This window comes from Sulfurisphaera ohwakuensis, assembly GCF_009729055.1.
GTDB lineage: Archaea > Thermoproteota > Thermoprotei_A > Sulfolobales > Sulfolobaceae > Sulfurisphaera > Sulfurisphaera ohwakuensis.
In genome coordinates, this window is the sequence record NZ_CP045484.1 from 2,713,744 (window position 1) to 2,733,295 (window position 19,552).

Annotated in this window: 14 protein-coding genes; 4 read left to right on the plus strand and 10 right to left on the minus strand. The window is 33.4% G+C overall.

The genetic code is table 11. The features are described from left to right. Positions 1-534: 534 nt before the first annotated feature. The 3 genes from D1869_RS14645 to D1869_RS14655 all read right to left on the minus strand — a co-directional run bounded on the left by D1869_RS14645 (position 535) and on the right by D1869_RS14655 (position 5,352). Positions 535-2,826, minus strand: coding sequence for a xanthine dehydrogenase family protein molybdopterin-binding subunit (locus D1869_RS14645; protein WP_156016000.1), 2,292 nt, complete (start codon positions 2,824-2,826; stop codon positions 535-537). A gap of 5 nt (positions 2,827-2,831) precedes the next feature. After that, entirely contained in the window at positions 2,832-3,596 is a 765-nt protein-coding gene (locus D1869_RS14650) for an enoyl-CoA hydratase/isomerase family protein (protein ID WP_156015782.1), read from the minus strand. A 67-nt stretch (positions 3,597-3,663) separates the two neighbouring features. After that, positions 3,664-5,352: an AMP-binding protein gene (locus tag D1869_RS14655; protein WP_156015783.1), complete on the minus strand. Its 1,689-nt coding sequence runs from the start codon at positions 5,350-5,352 to the stop codon at positions 3,664-3,666. A 501-nt stretch (positions 5,353-5,853) separates the two neighbouring features. Here D1869_RS14655 and D1869_RS14660 point away from each other — a divergent pair. Beyond that, positions 5,854-6,519: a helix-turn-helix domain-containing protein gene (locus D1869_RS14660; RefSeq protein ID WP_156015784.1), complete on the plus strand. Its 666-nt coding sequence runs from the start codon at positions 5,854-5,856 to the stop codon at positions 6,517-6,519. An 88-nt stretch (positions 6,520-6,607) separates the two neighbouring features. Here D1869_RS14660 and D1869_RS14665 read toward each other — a convergent pair whose 3' ends face one another. The 3 genes from D1869_RS14665 to D1869_RS14675 are packed head-to-tail and all read right to left on the minus strand — an operon-like array spanning position 6,608 to position 10,421. After that, on the minus strand, positions 6,608-8,044 hold the full coding sequence (locus tag D1869_RS14665; RefSeq protein ID WP_156015785.1) for a UbiD family decarboxylase: 1,437 nt from the start codon (positions 8,042-8,044) through the stop codon (positions 6,608-6,610). A gap of 17 nt (positions 8,045-8,061) precedes the next feature. Next, entirely contained in the window at positions 8,062-9,096 is a 1,035-nt protein-coding gene (locus D1869_RS14670) for an NAD(P)-dependent alcohol dehydrogenase (RefSeq protein ID WP_156015786.1), read from the minus strand. Next, positions 9,093-10,421: an MFS transporter gene (locus tag D1869_RS14675; protein WP_156015787.1), complete on the minus strand. Its 1,329-nt coding sequence runs from the start codon at positions 10,419-10,421 to the stop codon at positions 9,093-9,095. The genes D1869_RS14670 and D1869_RS14675 overlap by 4 nt, the downstream gene beginning before the upstream one ends. 964 nt (positions 10,422-11,385) lie before the next feature. Here D1869_RS14675 and D1869_RS14680 point away from each other — a divergent pair. Further along, positions 11,386-12,651, plus strand: a complete 1,266-nt coding sequence (locus tag D1869_RS14680) for an MFS transporter (RefSeq protein ID WP_156015788.1) — start codon at positions 11,386-11,388, stop codon at positions 12,649-12,651. Positions 12,652-12,827: 176 nt separating this feature from the next. Then, positions 12,828-13,082 (plus strand): AbrB/MazE/SpoVT family DNA-binding domain-containing protein, encoded by a 255-nt coding sequence (locus D1869_RS14685; RefSeq protein WP_156015789.1) that lies wholly within the window; start codon positions 12,828-12,830, stop codon positions 13,080-13,082. A gap of 19 nt (positions 13,083-13,101) precedes the next feature. Here D1869_RS14685 and D1869_RS14690 read toward each other — a convergent pair whose 3' ends face one another. Further along, positions 13,102-13,656, minus strand: coding sequence for a hypothetical protein (locus D1869_RS14690; protein WP_156015790.1), 555 nt, complete (start codon positions 13,654-13,656; stop codon positions 13,102-13,104). Further along, the gene (locus D1869_RS14695; protein WP_156015791.1) at positions 13,625-15,013 is read right to left on the minus strand and encodes a selenium-binding family protein; all 1,389 of its coding nucleotides are present in this window, start codon (positions 15,011-15,013) and stop codon (positions 13,625-13,627) included. Before D1869_RS14695 ends, D1869_RS14690 begins: the two co-directional genes overlap by 32 nt. Before the next feature lie 1,042 nt (positions 15,014-16,055). On the opposite strand from D1869_RS14695, the gene D1869_RS14700 reads away from it, so the two are divergent. Continuing rightward, complete coding sequence (locus D1869_RS14700) at positions 16,056-16,472, plus strand: PaaI family thioesterase (RefSeq protein WP_156015792.1); 417 nt, start codon at positions 16,056-16,058, stop codon at positions 16,470-16,472. Between the two features lie 7 nt (positions 16,473-16,479). Here D1869_RS14700 and D1869_RS14705 read toward each other — a convergent pair whose 3' ends face one another. After that, positions 16,480-18,012 carry a long-chain fatty acid--CoA ligase gene (locus tag D1869_RS14705; RefSeq protein ID WP_156015793.1) on the minus strand — a complete coding sequence of 511 codons (1,533 nt, stop codon included), beginning with the start codon at positions 18,010-18,012 and terminating at the stop codon, positions 16,480-16,482. A 50-nt stretch (positions 18,013-18,062) separates the two neighbouring features. Beyond that, positions 18,063-19,460, minus strand: coding sequence for a 4-hydroxyphenylacetate 3-hydroxylase N-terminal domain-containing protein (locus D1869_RS14710; protein ID WP_156015794.1), 1,398 nt, complete (start codon positions 19,458-19,460; stop codon positions 18,063-18,065). Positions 19,461-19,552 lie beyond the last annotated feature (92 nt).

Sequence of the window (19,552 nt, forward strand, 5' to 3'; positions counted from 1 at the left end):
GAAAGATAAGAATGTATTTTAATGATATGGATAGAGTAACGTATAAAATATAGTAAGTGCTAAGGGGAAAAAAAATTCGACGACACGAAATATATCTTGTTACTTCAGTCATTAGTTCACTTTTGATACCTTCTTGTCTTTTAATATGAAAAAGACTATAGAGTATCCTTTTAAGGGAGAAAATAAATGAGATAAAGCCACTAAAACTCTACACTGTTCTTCTATTTTATTATCATTCTTCAGCTATAAATTTATCTTAACTTCTTATCTTCTATATATTCTTCTCTGGTACTATTTATCTGAAAATCGTCAATTCTCATAAAACTTTTTGGTTAATATATATTCTCTATAATGAGGTGTGGAATAAGATCTGATCACTTGAGATAAAATAAGGTTTAATGTATCATTGCTCGGTTAAGCAATTCGCTCAGTTATTTAATAATCATCCTTTACCTTAAGTGTTCTCACACTACTATGAAGTTATAAAATCTGGTAGAGTATGTGTGAAAAAGGCTTTAGGTAGAACAACTTCCGTTAAGTTTTACTACATTTGTTAGTAAGTACTGTAAATATTGGTATTTCTTTCACATTAATTATTGATTTTACGGCATTAAGGATTGCTGGAGGGGCCGCCATAGTTCCTCCTTCTCCTAACCCAGAAAAGTAATCACTATTGCTTTCTATATGCTCCACTTCTATATTGGGACTTTCAATTGCAGTCATAACTCCATAGTCTGAAAAGGTTTGAGTTAATGGTATTCCTTCATCGTTATATTCTATTGATGCATACAAGGCTACTTCAATACCATGAAAGGTTGAACCAATTATCTGACCTTTCGCAAAATTTTCATTAATTATTTTACCAGCATCATGTATTACGTAGTATTTTAGTATTTTGGGTATGTTAGTTTCATCTATCTCGATTTCTACTATATGACCCATGCAACCGTATGATATTGAGGAATTTATCTTTCCTTCTTTTATGTTATCAGCATAGGGGGATTGGAAATAACCTACTGCTGTGAGACTTCCTTCTATTCCTTTCAATTTAACTGGATCCCAATAGAACGTACCAACTAGATGTCTTAATGATATAGATTTATCTCCAGATACTGTACTTATTCTTCCATTTTGAATTTTTAGTTCAGATTTTTGAACTCCTAATATTTCTGAAGCCATATCCTTTAGTTTATTCTCTAACTGGTCTAATGCATTATTTAATGCGGGTAAAACTATTGGAGTAAATCTACTAGAATAACTGCCAGAGGATATAACCCACGGTCTAGTTGTATCAACGTTATATATAACCTCTATATCCTCTGGGCTTACTCCTAATCTTTTAGATACTATTTCGGAGATTACGGTTTCATGACCTTGTCCCTCATTTGTCCCATTTACTGTTACTTTAACTTTCGAGTAAGGATCTATTTGCACAATTACCATATCTTGAGCTGAAGATTTAGGTAAATAATCTTTGCTTTCTCTAGCTAAGTCTAAGTATCCTATATTAGTACCTGATGGCTCTACTACTAGTGAGGTACCTATTGCAACTCTCTTTCCTCTTTTCCTTTCCTCATTAACCTCTACCTTGAGCTTATCGTACAACTCTTTCATCCTTTTTAGGACATTATAACAACTAAATCCGTAATATCTGCCTCCTGTAACTGTCTCGTATTGTATGGTTTTTATCACGTTTCTCATTCTAACCTCTATGGGATCCATACCTATTTCTCTTGCAAATTCATCTATTGCACTCTCTAATGCTAAATACAAATGTGGTCCTCCATAACCCCTATTCAATCCAGTAGGAACTGTATTAGTTAGGACTGCTCTATACGTTAATTTTAATGCTTGTATATCATAAGGACCAGTTAAATTTCCGTGGTTTCTAAGCAAATTTCCGGGCTCTGGAGGTCTAGGATATGCTCCTAAGTTATCTGTGAGTTCCATGTCTATAGCGTGGATTTTTCCCTCCTTATCTCCATATATTCTTATAATCGACTCTCTTTCAGCTCCAACGGAACTTGAAGTTAAGTGTTCGTTTCTAGTTTCTATCCATTTTAATGGTCTATTTACTAGTCTTGAAGATGCTGCAACTAAAGCCATGTATGGATAAATTGCGCTCTTAATGCCAAATGATCCTCCTATGTCTCTTGGTCCTCTTATAACTACTTTAGATTTTAATGCTTTACTTAAGAGATAGTGAATGGTAAATGGCCCCTGAAAGTTAGAAAAAATTTCGTACTCTTCTCCGTTATACTTCGCGTAGACTTCGTATGTTTCTAAGGGAGATGAGGTGTATCTTGGAAATTTTATCTTTTCCTCAATTACTACATTTGCTTTCTTAATTTCGTCCATATATTTTCCGTAAATAAATGTTTTATCTAGCACTATATTTGATTTTAGATTAGGATGAATTGGCGGCTTAGAAATCGCGTCAGATATACTTATAATTGCGTCTAATGGCTCATAATCTACTTGTAGTAATTCTTTTGCATCTTCTGCTATGTAATCATCTTTTGCAACTATTACAGCCACAGGTTCACCATAATAAACTGTTTTATCTCTAGCTATAGGATAATATTCCAAATTTATGTCTAGTGATAATGGAAAAGGATCTAGAAGGTTTTTTAAATCATTATATGTTATTACTTTTATTACTCCGTCTAATTTTTCTGCTTCTTCTTTGTTGATTCTTATTATTTTGGCATGAGCATAAGGAGATCTAACTATAGAAACAGAAAAATAACCTTTTATTTCTTTAGTTAATACGTCATCAATATACGAACCTTCTCCCTTTACAAATCGAAACCCCTCTTTAAATATCATACTTACCTACCGTTAAAATTAGGCTTCCTCTTATTTAAGAAGGACTCTACGCCTTCTCTGAAGTCTTCACTATATCTAAGTAAGCCGAAGGTTTTCCTTTCAATATCAAATCCTGCGTAAAATGGTGAATCTGCAACCTCTCTTATTATTTTCTTTAACGCCTTGAGGGCTAAGGGAGATAGGCTAGCTAAATCTTTAGCTATTTCTAATGCTCTTCCTTCTAGTTTATCTTCATCGACAATCTCATGAATTATCCCCCACTGAAGTGCAGTTTGTGCGTCTATTCTCTTTCCTAACATTAACATGTACGTAGCTCTAGATACACCTAACATTTTTACTATCCTAGTTACTCCTCCACTTGCAGGTACCATTCCTAATCTTATTTCTGGAAAGCTAAATTCACTTTTAGGTGTAGCTATTCTTATATCACAAGATAATGCTAATTCTAAGCCTGCACCAAATGTGTATCCGTTTATTGCAGCTATTACTGGCTTAGTTATTCTTTCACTTGTTGATAAATCTTCTCCCCAATCTAGTAAAGTCTCTGGGTTTAATGATAGGAACTCACTTATATCTCCTCCTGAACTAAAAGCTTTCCCACCTACGCCTTCTATAATTATTACTCTTACGCTCGGATCTTTGTCTAATTCTATAATTTTCTCTCCTATTTCTTTCCTCATCTCAACGGTTATTGCGTTCATTTTTTCTTGTCTATCTATTAATATTTTACCTATTTTATTCTCTTTATTTACCTCAACCTTAATCATATAATATCACACTAATCTTAACTGTACATAATATTATTTAAGTTTTTCCCTTAACTTAGTAATATTTTTATTGTTTTTCTAATTTCTTTATGATTTCTGGATTTTCTAATGTACTTATATCACCAACATTACTACCACTTTCTATTGATTTCAAAACTCTCCTCATTATTTTACCACTTAATGTATGTGGTAATTCTTTTACGAACTCTATTTCTCTGGGAACCATGTGTGAAGCTAATTTCTCTTTAACATAATTTTGGATTTGTTGTTTAAGTTCATCTGTAGGTTCATATTCCTTTTTAAGTACTACATACGCCTTTATCTTATGCCCTCTAACAGGGTCTTCTATGCCTATAACACCAACTTCAGCTACTGCTGGATGGGTTGATATTACACTCTCTATTTCTATTGGACTAACTCTGTAGCCAGAAACTTTAATTACATCATCTGCCCTACCCAAGTACCAGAAATATCCATCTTCATCCATATAAGCTAAATCACCAGTTAAATAATAACCGTTCTTAAAGTTACCCTTCCATCTCTCCTCATCTCCCCATATTCCTCTAGCCATAGCTGGAAAATCAGGTTTGAAAGCTAATATACCTCTGGTGTTAGGTGGAAGAGGATTTCCGTTTTCATCAACTATCAGAGCCTCGACTCCCGGTAATGGTTTACCCATGGATCCAACTTTTATGGGCATTGAAATGAAGTTAGCTATGACATATGTCGCAGTCTCAGTCTGACCATATCCATCATGAACCGGAACTCCAAATATTTGGAGACCTATTTTAACAGTATCTGGATCTACATATTCTCCGCCTGCATGTATGAATCTAACTGATGAAAGATCATATTTCTTACTAAGCTCCAGACCTTCTTTCTTTAACAATCTTAAGGCTGTTGGTGCAGTAGAAATTACAGAAACTTTAAATTCTTGGATAATAGAATACCAAGTTTCAGCCTTAAATCTTCCCTCATATGAAACAAGAGGAATACTATTAACCCATGATGTCCATACACCCGCAAATCCTGCTACCCACGCTGGATCTCCGGTATGCCAAAATATATCTTGTGGATGCATATCAAAATGATATTTTCCAGAAATGTAATAGAACGTTAAAATATCCTGGGCATGCCAAATTCCTTTAGGTTTTCCAGTGGTTCCAGAAGTATAAAGTATTAAGAAAGGATCGTTAATTGATCTCTTTTCATAGGAAATATTACCTATCCTATGACTTTCTCCTTCTATTCCATCATCAGTAGTTCTTAAAACCTTAATCCCACTTATATTCTTAAATTTATCTGCCAGCTCTTCATGCACAATAGCTACTTTAGCCCCACTGTTTTCCACTCTATACCTTATTGCCTCTTCACCAAATGTTGAAAAGATAGGAACTATGATACCACCTATCATAGCTATTGCAATAAATGAGAAGTATAATGATGGTGTCCTTTTAGACATTATAACTACTCTATCCCCTCTTTTTACTCCATTATTTTCTAATACATCTCTAAATGTAGCACCTTTCTTCTCTAAATCATTAAATGTTAACTTTCTTATACTGCCTTCTTCACTCACCCATAATAAGGCAAGTTTATCATTTTTATTATGTATTGCTAATTCTCCTGCATTTACTTCACCATAATAATTGAGCTCCTTGCGTACTCTGTCCCAATTAAAATTTCTTCTTACTTCATCGTAGTCAGTTAAATTTGGCTTTACTACTATTTTCTTGTCCTTTATTATTTCTACCATAATTATATCATCTATGTTTTATTACGCTTATTTATAAGCTTTACGTGTTATTTCAGTTTTCACTATAGTTCGTGTAATATTCGAAAGATTAATGGAAAAGTGAATTCAATATTCTTAAAGTTTTAGATAAAAAATCATATCTAGTGAGAGTTAATGTTTTTGGTGATCTAGGCGGATTGTATTAGAAAATCTCAATTTTTAGATAATGAAAAGTATTTTACTCCTTAAAATGACAAAAGATGAAATCTATTATATAATAAAAATTATCCATTACTACGTGATAAATATTATGATTGTTTAAACAATCATATTTTTGAGACTTTAATGGATAAAGCGTTTCTTTTTTTCCTATGGTTTTAAAGTATCGTTGCCTTTAAATTACTGAATAGGAATCTTCTTTGCTTTCCTTATCGGACGTTCTAATACTAAATTGCCAGGATATTTCTCATATCTTAACAATTCCTAAATAATTTATAAATGGTGAAGTTGCTATATAAATTAATGAGAAACTTTAACAATTACCCCATAAAGCTCGTAACTCTTCATATAATACATGAGAATTGCTGGAGTAGATATTATTTAAACGATGATTTAGTGAAGATATTGGATTTGATACCTTATATGGAGAAGAACCTTTTAAGAGTATTTGCAATAACTTCCGAAAAGGGGTATAAAACCATAGAAAAATTAAAGTTTGATGGTAAAATAAAAGAAATATTTAATGTGTATAGAGATGGTAATGGTATATTCATAGATTTAGCTAGGGATTTTGATAGTTCTGTTCTGTCTATTATAAATAAAAATAATGGAATTGTTTTAAATACTGCAAAATATGAAGGAATGGAAATATGGAATATTCTAATTTATGAACATAAAATTAATAGAATGCTTAAGGAATTAGATGATATAGCACAAATTGAGAAGATTAAAATAAGTGACCATATTCCGCTTACTAATACTTTATCCGATAATGAGTTAAAAATTCTTTCAATAGCTTATGAAAATGGTTATTTTGATTATCCAAGGAAAATTAAGTCTGGAGAATTAGCTAGTCTTCTCGGCATAAGTCAGTCAACATTAATTTACTATTTAAGAAACGCAGAAAGAAAAATAATAGGGCAATTCTTGAGAAAGAGCCGTATGGAGCAAACTGATGAACAAGTATAGATTAAATCCTATTTTAGTGTCAATTATCATTAAGCTTATTTTAAGAGATAGACTATAATAAATAGAAACAGGTTTTTAGAATATTTCTTCAATTAGAGAAAATTTCACTCCACTTCTCCATTACTTTTTTACTTAGTTCTTCACTGGGTTTAACTTCTATTGGAAATTCATTTCTAATTAGCCTACTAAATGGCTTTACTGCGTAGATTATTGCCCTAGATGAGGAATATTCCTTCAAGTTTTCTTTCCTTTCAGCCATTGGATCTAACGGAGTACTGGTAACGTTTTTAATAACGTCTATCGAAGTTGCTGGATCAGATCTAGTACACATAGCCCATACTACCTGGTTTAAGTCTGAAGGATCAATGTCATCGTCAACTACAATTACATATCTCCCGCCATAAGCACCTAAAGGACTTGTGCTAACTAAATGCCCTACCATAGTTGCATGACCGGCAAAAGATTGCTTTATTGATATTACAATAAATGCTCTCGAGAAACCAACTTCATGAGCCCAAACTCCTTTTATATTAGGTACTCCAGCTCTTTCTAGGAAATCCCAAATCATAGCAGATCTTATGGGACATCTAAAATAAGAATAATCATATGGAGGTATACTAGGTGCAGTACCTAATAATATTGGATCTTGTCTATAATAAACCCTCTTAACATCAATTACTGGACTTTTCATTCTCCCTCCAGCATAATATCCCATAAACTCCCCAAAAGGTCCCTCATCAGTTAATTCACCAGTTATATATCCCTCTACAGCTATTTCACTGTCAGCAGGAATAGGGAGACCAGTAACTTCACCTCTAAACACTCTGAATCTTTCTCCTATTACTGCTCCTGCAAAATTGTATTCAGAAACTCCTAAAGGTACTTCCATACCAGCAAATATTAAAAGAGACAAAGGTGGGCCAAAGGATATTGCTATTGGAGCTTTCTTACCTTTACTCAAATATTTTTCAATATGTAATCTACCATGGTGACTGGCCTCTATAAATATTGCCAATCTATTTTTGTCAACTAGCATTACCCTATAAGTTCCTACATTAACCCAATTAGAGTCTGGGTCACTTGTTATTACTGCATCTGCTGTACCTATGTATCTCCCACCATCCATTTCATGCCATTTAGGTGCGGGAAATTTTAAGAGATTCACATTATCCTCCTTGTCAACGTTTTCTAAAAAAGGTGCATCAGAAACTTCCAGTGGTTCATAGTTTCTGTATTCTTTATAAGCATAATTTAATCTTTCCCTCAACTTTAAGACCAATTCCATATTATTCAAATTGGGAGAAAAACCTAAGGCTAAACTAACCCTCCTAGAATCTAAAAGTGTTCCAGTAAGAAGCCTAAATCCTTTTGGATAATCAACTATCTCGTCAAATAGTAAAGTATATTTGTTCTTCTTTGCATTAAGGTCAGTAATTGCTCCAATTTCTAAATTCCAGTTTGCTCCCTTAATCTCCCTCAAAAGGTTTAATCTTCTAACCTCTTCAATAAACTTTCTAATTTCCATATTCTACTCTACCATATTTAGGGTATTAATACTTGTCTTCCTGTCACTTTATTAGATTCTAAATTATCTAAAGCTTCATTAGCTTCTTCTAATGATAATTTAGTTACAACAATTCTTATCTTTCCACTTTCAGCTAATTTTATGATTTCTAGAAAGTCTCTTCTATTACCAGTTAGAGTACCAATAAATTCCCAACCCATAGAGTGTAACTTTAACCCAGCTTCTTGTGGAAGACCTCCACCAAAAGTACCGACTTTAATATATCTTCCCAATTTTGCTAATGTGATATAATAGTTTTTTATAGTACTCTCAGAACCTACAAAGTCTAATATAGCATCAACTCCTCTTCCTTCAGTTATCCTCAATATTTCTTGAAATAAACTTTGATCTTTACCATTTATAACATAGTCAGCCCCTAATATTGACGCTAATTTTAGTCCTTCTTCGTTAATGTCTACTGCTATCACAGTAGAACCGTATAGAGCTTTAACTATTTGAACACCGAAACTTCCCAATCCGCCTCCAGCACCTATAATCATAGCATATTTAGATGGAGTTAAATTGGCTAGTCTAGCAGCCCTATAAGCCGTAACCCCTGCACAAGCTAAAGGTGAAGCCTCCTCTACTGATAACTTATTTACTTTATATACATAGTTAAAGTTAGAAACTACGTATTCAGCATATCCTCCATTAGTACTTATTCCTAACCATATAGGAAAATCACAATATTGCTCCTCTCCTATCTTACAGTAGTAGCAATTCCCCTCTCCTTGCCAAGGATTTATTATAACCTTATCTCCTTTTGTAAATCCTATAACCTCATCTCCAATATCTTCTATTACTCCCGCTATTTCATGTCCCGGAATAAAGGGTAGTTTAGGCGGATTTACAGATACTCTCTTATATATTGTACCACTTCTTACTGATACATCAGTATGACATACGCCTGCACTTCTTACTCTAATGAGAACTTGATTTTGCTTAAGTTTAGGAACATCAACATCTTCTAATTTTAACGGCTTTCCAAATTCCTTAATCAATATAGCTTTCATATAGCTCCCTTTTCAACTGATTCAACTTCCTTTAAAATATTACCCTTCGTATCTTTAGTTATAATTGAGGATATTAATAGAATTATCCCTACAATCACTAGAGCGTAAAACATAACTGATGGAAACTTTGATGCACCAATAGACGCTAATACTAGGCTTATAATAGTTGGAGAGGCTCCTCCTATAGCGAAACCTGTATTCCAAGTAAATGCAACACCAGTTCCTCTAATACTAGTAGGATAAGCCTCATTCAGATATGTCATTAACATACCTCCTCCGAAATCGCTTAATAATGATATTAAAAACGTCACTGGAATTACATTATTAAAAGAACTTGTAGTTAAAGATCCTAAATATAAATATAGAGGAGAAATAGCAATTACTATTACTGCTCCTATTATTGACATTAACTTTCTTCCTATATGTTGAGAAATTTCACCTCCTAATGTAGGGCCTATTATCATACCAATTGAAGCTATTATCATTGTAATTCCTATTTCAGCCTTTGTTAAACCGTTAATTTTACTTAGAAATGTTGGAAATAAACCTTGTGTTAAATAATACATCAACGCCCAACCAACAGTAAGTACTAAAGCAATGCCGAATGTTCTTCTATATTTTGAGAAAAGCTCCCTAACTGGTGATTTTATAGTTTTCCCTCTCTCTTTAGTTTTTTGCCAAGCATCTGACTCTGGAACTAAATAGCTAACAAAACCTAATACTGCCAATGGCAGAAGCCCACCGAAAAACATTACTCTCCAGCCCCATATTAAATAGGAAGAGCCATGGAATAATAGAGCAGTCATATAAAACCAAGCAGAAGCGATTAAATATGCAGCACCAGCAGCAGAGAAACCTATTCCACCTACCCAGCCTCTATGTCTTTCTGGTACCGATTCTGGTCCTATAGTATGACTTCCAGCAGTCACGCCTCCAACAAAGAATCCCTCCGCTAATCTTACTAGTATTATAAGTATTGGAGCAAAAATTCCTACTACTGCATAAGTTGGTAATGCTCCTTGAAGGCTCGCAGTAATAACTAGGCCTATTATACCATAGATTATTGCCCTCTTTCTTCCTAATTTGTCCGAAATATTGTTTCCAAAATACAGTGCTCCTACTGGTCTCATAAGAAATGATGTTAAAAATGTAGCGTAAGTAGCAGCTATTGCAAGAAACACTACCTTTGATGGGAAGAATAGTTCTGCTATATAAGGAGTTACGAGTAGGATACTAAATAGGTCATACAAATCAAATGTCCACGCTAAAAACGTAGCTAATATCCATTTAGCATGTTTACTAGTTAGTTTATCATCTGGTTTCATTTTATATTAACCTCTGAACTATAGTTTATTATTTTCACTTATAAATGTTACTTGAATATAATGCATTATAAAAATAATAAATTTAATCATTAGTATTTTTCGAACCGCTGAATACATCAAATTAGTTTGAATTTAAAGTAGGTTTTAGCCAGCCATAGTGTTAACATTAAGCTATCTTTAAGATTATATTTAAGGATATATTATCTAATATGCTTACTCTTTGTGTAAATTCTATATATCATCTTATTGCGGATCCCTGAATACATTTTACAAAAGTAATTTCAAGCAATAATTCTTTCTTTCTTATTTAGAAAATTTTATAATTAAAGGAAAAGTTAAGGTAAGGAGACCAGTTACACCTTAGAAATCAAAAAGAGAGTTCCCAAACAATCTTTAACAATAGAGTTGATCTTTTATTTAAAATACCGGATTAATGAACATGGAAATACAGAGATAAATTCACAAATCTGAAACCGTTAATTATGATAAGGAGACGTATAATATGGAGATAGTAAAACTGTTTAACACTTATTAGGGAATTACAAATTTTTATATCCGGTCATTAAAGGGAGACAATAAGCCTTCAAATTGCTCGGAAATCTTATTTAGAAGAAGACCTTGCACTTTAAAATCTCAAAATATATAATTCATATAAACAACTCAATTAATATTTATTTCTTACTTTATGATAAAAGATAAGATTTAATCGATTTAAGATAGCAATTTTATGATATTGACGATATATTTTTAAAAACTATTAGATAATAAAAATTCCCTAAAGTACTACACCCTTTGAAATGAGTATAATCTAGCCAGATAAAGTCTCTTAACAATGACTACTGATCAGATTATTTCCAAAATTATTTATATAACTGTATATACTATATTCCGTTAGTATTGTTTAAACATCATTTGAATTAATTAACTAATTTAAGCTTATTAATCTAATAGTACTATTAATCTTATGAAATCCCTCATAGACCTTTCAAGACCTAAAAGGCTCGTAAGGATAATCCCAATAATATTCTTTCTATATTTGATAAATTTTCTAGATAGGGTTAATATCTCATATGCGATTGATGCAGGGATGTTTCAGTATTTAGGTGTAGCTTCCTCTCAAGTGGGAATAATAGCCTCACTTGCATCATCACTCTTCTTCGTAGGATATTTTATTCCCCAAATATTTTCTAATCTAGGGATTAATCGATACGGTGTTAGGAAAATATTTGCATTAGCATTTACCGCATGGGGTGTAATAACAATATTAACGGGCTTTGTGACAGCTGTGGTGCAAGTTTATGTATTGAGATTCCTTTTAGGTATTGCTGAGGGGCCTTTTTATGCTGGAGTAATATTTTATCTAAGTATTTGGTTTCTTAAGCCGGAAAGGGCAACGGCTAACAGTTTGTTTAATGCCGCAATACCTATTTCTGGTATAATCGGTGGTCTAATAGCTGGATTGATTTTTGCAGTTTACGGAGATTATCCGGGGTGGAGGTATCTATTCTGGTATGAGGGTATTTTAGCCTTAATAGGAGCGTTAATAGCTTATTTTCTGTTAACTGACTTCCCTAAAGACGCTAAATGGTTAAGCAAAGAGGAAAAGGAAGCTTTAGAGAGGGCTAAGGCAGAGGAAGAAGTTGAAAAGGTTAAGGTTAGTTGGAAGTCTGCGTTAGCCCATAGAGATGTAATACTTCTGGCAATAGTTTACTTTTTAGGAGTTACAAGCCTTTACGGATACTCTATCTGGCTACCCAGCATTATAAGCGCTATAGCTAAAGTTAATGCCAGTATAGCGAGCTTTTTATCAATTATTCCTTATGTTATTGCATCAATTTCATTGATTATAATAGCTTGGTATGCTGATAAGCATCAGAATCATAAGATTGTTACTTCAATTGTTTTTGTGATAGCTGGAATAGGGTTAGCGTTAAGTGCGGCGACTGAGAGTATTTTTATTATTTCATTTATACTTTTCGCAATAGCCGCAATAGGAATATACAGTTTTCTTTCTCCATTTTGGGCTGTTCCTCAGAAGTTTCTTCAAGGAGATGCAGCAGCAGCATCAATAGGCCTTATAAACGCTGTGGGTAATTTAGGAGGAATTGCTGGGCCAATAATTGTTGGTTTTCTGAAATCTTATACGGGATCTTTTGTAGATGGTGTTTACGCTATGGCTTTATTTTCATTCTTAGCGGGGATAGTAATGATTTTAGTTAAAAAGGAATAAATTAATTCTTTGTTTTCGCAAAAATCTTTTTTTAAGAAACTAAGTGAAACGAATCTCACACCTTTTTCTTAAGGATTTACAATGTAAACCTATGGGATTATAAAAACATTAGTTGTTTAATGAAACTACTGCTAGTAGATAGTTAAACTTAATTCTCTAGATCCCAACTTATACATGTGGTCTACCACTTAAGACTAAGAAAGAAGGGTATTGTAATTCTACCTAAGGAGATTAGAGAAAAGCTTGGCGTAAGTGAAAACGATATATTAATAGCGGATATAAAAGACGGTGAACTTATTTTACGTCCTTTGAAACCTAAAATTGTAAGAGTAAATCCAATAGTGGTAGAGGAAATTTTAAAGGATGAGGGAGATAAAGAGAGGAGAAAAGAAGAATTCAATAAAAAGAAAGACTCTCCATCCTTACAATAAGGAATTTTTCCTTATTCTCCTAGGTTAATATGATCCCTATTAGTAGAAGGATTAATATCGGTATTTCAATCATTAATTGTATATTATATAAATATAATTTTCTTGGTACTGAGTTTTTGCAGAAATAAAATGCTATCTCTCTAGTAACAAAATTTGATAAAAAGAAGATAATGAAACCTAAATTAACTAAATAGTTTGCTACAATCATTTCTATCGGTGCCATTTCTATGATTGAATTTGCTAGTGACCATTTTATTACATTAGACAGTACTGGTTTCATACTACCACTATAGTATAGGAAATTGCTACTACTGCATATAACTTTCATTATAATACTTGCAGACACAAGATTTAGTAGCATTAATTTAAATATGGGGTCATGGGGTATTATGACCAATAATGATATAATTATACCTAGTAAATAGTAAAAAGTTGTGATAACTGGAGGTAATAAGTATGATTCTAACCTCTTTTTGAATGAATAAAAATAGGAGGAAAAAAGCAATCCCTTATGTGGATTTATACCTTCAACGATGCCGAGGCTAAGGATAGCAATAAGAATCGGATGAAGCATCTCCTCCACTCAGCCTAACTTGATGGGATCTAGCCTCTCCGAAATCTACAAAGAATTCTTTATCAATTTCTAATCCTCCAGACGGATTAGCATTTAACTTAACCATCCATCCCTTTAACCCCTCTGGATAGAACTGGTTATCCCATGTACTATATAGTGAGTTGGTGACGTAAACTCTTCTTCCGTCTCTGCTTATTTCAAGCATTTGAGGTGCTCCGGTTAATTTATACCCAGCAGGATGATCTGCTCTGTGAAAGATTCCTCCTAATTTCACTTTACCAGTCAATACTGGTTTGAAGGGATTACTTATGTCGTACTGTCTTACTTCACCAATCCCCCATAAACTTAGGTAAAGGAACTTATCGTCTAAACTTATGTCAATATCAGTTACTAGAGGAGGGACTGCTTTGAAGGGCTTCAATATTTCTGGCAAATTACCCTCTAATGGTTCTGCTGGTATTTCAATTACTTTCTCCGCATTCCATTTACCGTCTTCATAATACCATAACCAAATGGAACTGCTTAAGTCCTTAAGGCTTACTACCATATTTATGAAACCCATTAGTTTTGTAGGGTCGTGTAGGGGTCTCAACTCTAATGCCATTCTGTTCTCTTCACCTAATGTTAAGCTGTGTAGTTTCTTCCTCTTCCTTAAATCCCAGAAGTGAACCCTATTCCCGTATCTGTCCTTTAGATGTTCTAATTTTAGACCGTCTTCAATTGTATTTGGGACTGCCCATTCACTGCTTACTAAAACTTCATTGGGCAAATTCCACCAAAAGTCGTAAGCTAAATACTGGTCTCCCCTATCTATTTCCCATTTGCCTAATGGTTCGAAACTGTAATGGTCTAACATTAATATCCCTCCGGGTCCTTCTCCTTCCTCGTTTCCAAGTGCACTTATGTAGATAGCGTCTGGTCCACAATGGACTGTATGGAGTCTGGAATAACCACTGACTTTTTTGACTTCTTCCGGTTCTATCACCTTAATTATTTTAGGCTCTCTGGGATTAGGTTTAGTGTCAATAATGTATATTCTAGAGGATCTTAAACCTGGGACTATAAGGAACCTTCTTTCAATGTTAGGTTTACCGTTTGGGCATAGAGCTGAACTACAAGCATTCCATCCAAAGTGGTGTAATTCATCGTTGATGTATGGTAATTCCACTTTGTGGACTATCTTTGAGTATGTCTCGGACTTGGGGTTTACGTCAACTACTGCTATAAAATCAGCTCTGTTAATCCCAGTACCAGTATATAGGCATGCTACGTAAGCTAAATCTTCTGGAGGAGCTTTCATAGCCATTTTAGGTGATGGGTAAAATGTTGGGTCTCTTTTGAAAGGGACTATAGCCATTAATTATATTTTGTTATATAATTTATTAAGGTTTATTGTGAGTGCAATAATATCAACTATTTTACACAATTAACTTTTATATTTCCGCTTAGTAAAATGTAGTTTCGATTTTAAGTCAAAAAGGCATAATTTTATGGCTAGAAATCGTTTTCATATTCTGTTTATCTTTACGTATTACTTTCTATCTGATATAAAATAAAGATTTAAGAGGAAGAATTGGATAGTTGTTAGTAGGATATAGTTAACTAAATTAACTTTTCACTGTTTATGATTTTTACTATATCTATGTTAATTGGAATCACTAGATAGTTATTTTTAAATTATAGAATAGAAATATAAATTACAAATTGCTAAGATCAAAGAGAGACTATTCCCAAACAGTCATTAATCTCGAAAAGTATTTATAAAAAGTTTTATCTAATACGACTTATCGAAAAAGACAAGAGAGGATGTAGTAGGTGTTATTATAGAAAATGATTTAGTTTAAGGGATTTATTGTTGTTGTATAATTAACACTATAACCATTATCTATTTGATAGAATTATAAGCTATTTATTCTATTTTTCTTGTGATAAACACAGATAACGATTATATTAATTTAACATAGATTATACGAAATTGACTTCTTTATCGCCCTTAGGGCAGTGAAGAAGTCAGATATTTAAACGGAGAATAAAAATGACTTAAGCATTCAATAAGAATTACGCATCTGAAATTTCCAAATCATAAATGCTTTTGTGGGATGCTTCAATTTTCTCATTTATGAAGTTAAAAGTTTAGTTATAAAGTTAACAGATTATGATTTTCTTCAATAATTTATAGACTTAAAATAGTTATTTGGTATCGTTCTACCTTATCTCGTATTAATGCCTATAGATTTATTCTCTTTAAAAATGGATAGGGAAAGCATTACGTTAACTTGTTGATTTTTCATTAATTAAGTAACATAAACCCAATATCTAAACGGATCTTACTCTAAACTTGTGGCAATATCAAGGTAATTATAGTAAGACTTTTTTCTTACAAAGGTTATTAGAGTTTCATGGATTTACAAAACATCTTGGAAAACAATGATAGAGTATTTAAGTTTTTAGAGGTTAAGATCTTAGATGTAAAGCCAGGTTATTCTAAGATTCAAATTCCTTATAAGGAAGAGTTCTGTAGGAGAGGTAATGTGTTAAACGGTGGAATTATAATGACTGCTATCGATTTTGCTGGAGGTTTAGCTACTTTATCTGTAAATGATGGAATAGACCAAGTTACTCAAGAGTTAAAGGTTAACTTTCTCGAACCCATGTATAGGGGACCATTTACTGTTGAAGGTAAGGTGGTAAGAAAAGGAAGGACTGCTGTTGTAGTACAAATAGAGTTTAGGGATAGTGAAGGAAAATTAGGTGCTATAGCCTTAGGTACTTGGTATATAATAAGGGATAGGACAGTTAAAAAGGAAGGAGGATAATAAAACGTTACATGTTTTTAACTAATTCTCTGATCACTTTCTTATCTAACTTCCCCGTACTAGTTTTTGGTAATTCATTAACGAATAATACCTTATCCGGTATCCACCATTTGGGGAATCTGTTTAGTGAGAGAAGGTACTCTTTGATCTCGCTTTCTGTGATTTTACCTTGATATTCCTTTTTAGGTACAACTAGAGCAACGGGTCTCTCTCCCCATTTTTCGTCTTTAACAGCAACAACAGCGGCCTCAAAGACTTTATAATAGCTCATTATCGCGTTCTCAAGATCTATACTGGAAATCCATTCGCCTCCGCTTTTTATTAAATCCTTAGCCCTATCTACTATTTTTATATAACCATATTTATCAATCGTAGCTATATCTCCAGTCTTTAACCAAATTCTGTTGTCAATAACTCTGAATGTTTCTTTACTCTTTTCCGCTTCTTTATAATATTCTTTTGCAACCCATGCACCGCTAACCCATAGTTCTCCAATGCTCTCACCATCCCACGGAAGTTCTTTCTCATTATCTAAACTAACTAATTTCATTTCAATTCCGGGTAAAGGAATTCCTTGACTACTTATCTTTTCTTGATCTTGATTAACTGTTGTTATTGCCTCTGTTTCTGTCATTCCCCATGCGTGATATAATCTAATACCCATTTTGTTAAATTTCTCTGCTATAATTCTTGGTGGCTCAGCACCGCCAGTTACTACGGTCTTTAATGACGAAATATTATAATTCTCCTTCTCTATAAAGTTCAAGAAGTCTATCCAAATTGTTGGAGCGGCAGCTGCAATGGTAACTTTTTCCTTTTCTATTAGTTCAGCTAAATCCTTAGAAGTTGGTCTAGGACCGGGTAATACTAGTTTAGCACCGGTCATTAGTGCTGAGAACGGTAAGTCCCAACCATTTATATGGAACATTGGTACAACGACTAATAGTGTATCGTTTCTTGATATTCCAACTGCATCTTTAGCTAATAGGGTTAGTGAATGTATATAGATGGATCTGTGAGTATACATTATCCCTTTAGGTTTCCCAGTTGTTCCAGAAGTGTAACATATAACTGCTTCATCTTTTTCATCAAGTTGGGGAAAACTGTCTATTGGTTTTTGCATTTCTACTGCCTTGTCAAAGTTCTCGTCAAGATAAAATATTCCGCTAAGAGACGTCTTTAGTTTGCTGATCTCGAATTCTGGAGAAGTAAACACAAATTTGTCACCTGCGTGATTGATTACATATTCAATCTCGTTGGGATGAAATCTTACGTTTATTGTATGTAGAATATAACCCATATTTGTTGTGGCAAAATAAAGTTCTAGATGTCTTCTTGTATTCCATTCAATCGAGGCAACTTTATCCCCTTTTTCTAATTTCAAGCTCTTTAAAAAGGAAGAGAGTTTTCTTACCCTTAAGGCAAATTCCCTATAACTCATCTTTTCAATTTTGTTAGACCTAGAGACTATCTCACTTTCTGGGTATAATTTTTCAACTCGCCAAAAAATGTGTTGGATTGTTAAGGGGAAATCGTACATATTAAATACTCTTTATTCTCAAATTTAAATATAACGGGAAAAAATCCCATTTAACTTGAAATTATTTTCTTTACAAGTTCCTTACTTTCATTAAAATCGTAATTTCTAAATAGTTCAATTTTACTTGCCTCAATTGAACCCTCAGCATGAATCATAGTTGTAAGCCAATACCCTACTAAAGAACTACTTCCGGCTATTTCCTTCACAAATTTCAAAATTTCGATCCTTTCTTTACCGTCTATCGCACCTCTCAAATACTTATTTATAACCTCTCCTTCATCACTCTTAAGATCTTCTTCAGAGGGTAATGTCGAAATTATACCTCCAGCTATGTCAATTAAATCCTTAACTACCTCATGAAAATGTGTGTTAGTGTAGAGCTTACCTATATTAGTAAAGATGTAATTGGGTATTGCAATTTCTTCATCAATTTCTGGGTAAACAGACGAGGCTATTGCCGACATCCTCAATATTTCTTTATAAAGTATCATGTCTATTATATCATCTCTCACATGTTTTTCGTTCGATATTCCGTTTGCTTCTGCTGAAAGGATTGCTGAACCTAAATAAAGATTTGCCATAGCAGCTCTATAAGAAATTGCAGTAAACCTATGATAAGTTGCAAATAGTCTTGCCAAAGTCCCGGCATACTCGTATTCCTTAAAAAGGAATACCCTATCCCATGGTACGAAGACGTTATCAAAGATTGTGAGCGTCTCTAACTCATAATCTTTTACACTTAAGACTGATGAGGAGTTTCCCTCAATCTCATCTATTGGTCTTACAATCATTTTTAATCCGGGTGTATTAGCAGGAACGGCAAAGGCTATAGCATAATCCTTATCCTCTTCTCCCATAGCCCTTGTTGGTATAACTATTATCTCATCAGCTACAGCTGCTTGAGTAGTGTGAGCTTTTGCCCCTCTAACTACGATGCCGTCACTTCTTACATCAACTACTCTAACATATAAATCTGGATCTGGCTGTTTTGATGGTCTTTTTGACCTATCGCCCTTAACATCAGTCTGTGCCGTTGCTAAGGTTAGATCATTTTTTACCACATAATCGTAATATTTCATAACCCTACTGTGATAGTCTTTTCCGTACTTTTTATCTAATTTTTTAGTTGTTATCATTAGGGAAAAGAGAGCATCACTACCAATAGCTTGTGAAATATTAAATATACCATTACAGAAAATTGTTGTATTGTATACTAGTTTGTGTCTATCTAATAAGTCTTGGGATGTTTTTGGTACCTTGAAGTATTTGCTTATTTTACCGTATTTGGAATCATCATAAAGCCTTTCTGGGTATTCAAATAGTTTTGATGCATGAAGTGCAGATATTTTTAACACTGGATGTTCAACTATATTTGAAACGTATTTACCTCGATACATTACTCTTCTTCCATCACTAAGCGACTTTAAGTAATCCTCCTTGCTTCTCATATTTGATAATTTCATGGAGGGTTATATAAATCTACATAGTACTATGATCTTACTTTTACTCCTTGTAGATATGTTCTCAATTACCAAAGCTA

What these genes read in the sequence shown, in the direction of transcription:
- D1869_RS14695 (WP_156015791.1), bottom strand. Translation starts at nt 15,013, where the DNA reads ATGGCTATAGTCCCTTTCAAAAGAGACCCAACATTTTACCCATCACCT.
- D1869_RS14675 (WP_156015787.1), bottom strand. Translation starts at nt 10,421, where the DNA reads ATGAAACCAGATGATAAACTAACTAGTAAACATGCTAAATGGATATTA.
- D1869_RS14680 (WP_156015788.1), top strand. Translation starts at nt 11,386, where the DNA reads ATGAAATCCCTCATAGACCTTTCAAGACCTAAAAGGCTCGTAAGGATA.
- D1869_RS14705 (WP_156015793.1), bottom strand. Translation starts at nt 18,012, where the DNA reads ATGTACGATTTCCCCTTAACAATCCAACACATTTTTTGGCGAGTTGAA.
- D1869_RS14690 (WP_156015790.1), bottom strand. Translation starts at nt 13,656, where the DNA reads ATGCTTCATCCGATTCTTATTGCTATCCTTAGCCTCGGCATCGTTGAA.
- D1869_RS14650 (WP_156015782.1), bottom strand. Translation starts at nt 3,596, where the DNA reads ATGATTAAGGTTGAGGTAAATAAAGAGAATAAAATAGGTAAAATATTA.
- D1869_RS14655 (WP_156015783.1), bottom strand. Translation starts at nt 5,352, where the DNA reads ATGGTAGAAATAATAAAGGACAAGAAAATAGTAGTAAAGCCAAATTTA.
- D1869_RS14665 (WP_156015785.1), bottom strand. Translation starts at nt 8,044, where the DNA reads ATGGAAATTAGAAAGTTTATTGAAGAGGTTAGAAGATTAAACCTTTTG.
- D1869_RS14700 (WP_156015792.1), top strand. Translation starts at nt 16,056, where the DNA reads ATGGATTTACAAAACATCTTGGAAAACAATGATAGAGTATTTAAGTTT.
- D1869_RS14660 (WP_156015784.1), top strand. Translation starts at nt 5,854, where the DNA reads ATGAGAAACTTTAACAATTACCCCATAAAGCTCGTAACTCTTCATATA.
- D1869_RS14710 (WP_156015794.1), bottom strand. Translation starts at nt 19,460, where the DNA reads ATGAGAAGCAAGGAGGATTACTTAAAGTCGCTTAGTGATGGAAGAAGA.
- D1869_RS14670 (WP_156015786.1), bottom strand. Translation starts at nt 9,096, where the DNA reads ATGAAAGCTATATTGATTAAGGAATTTGGAAAGCCGTTAAAATTAGAA.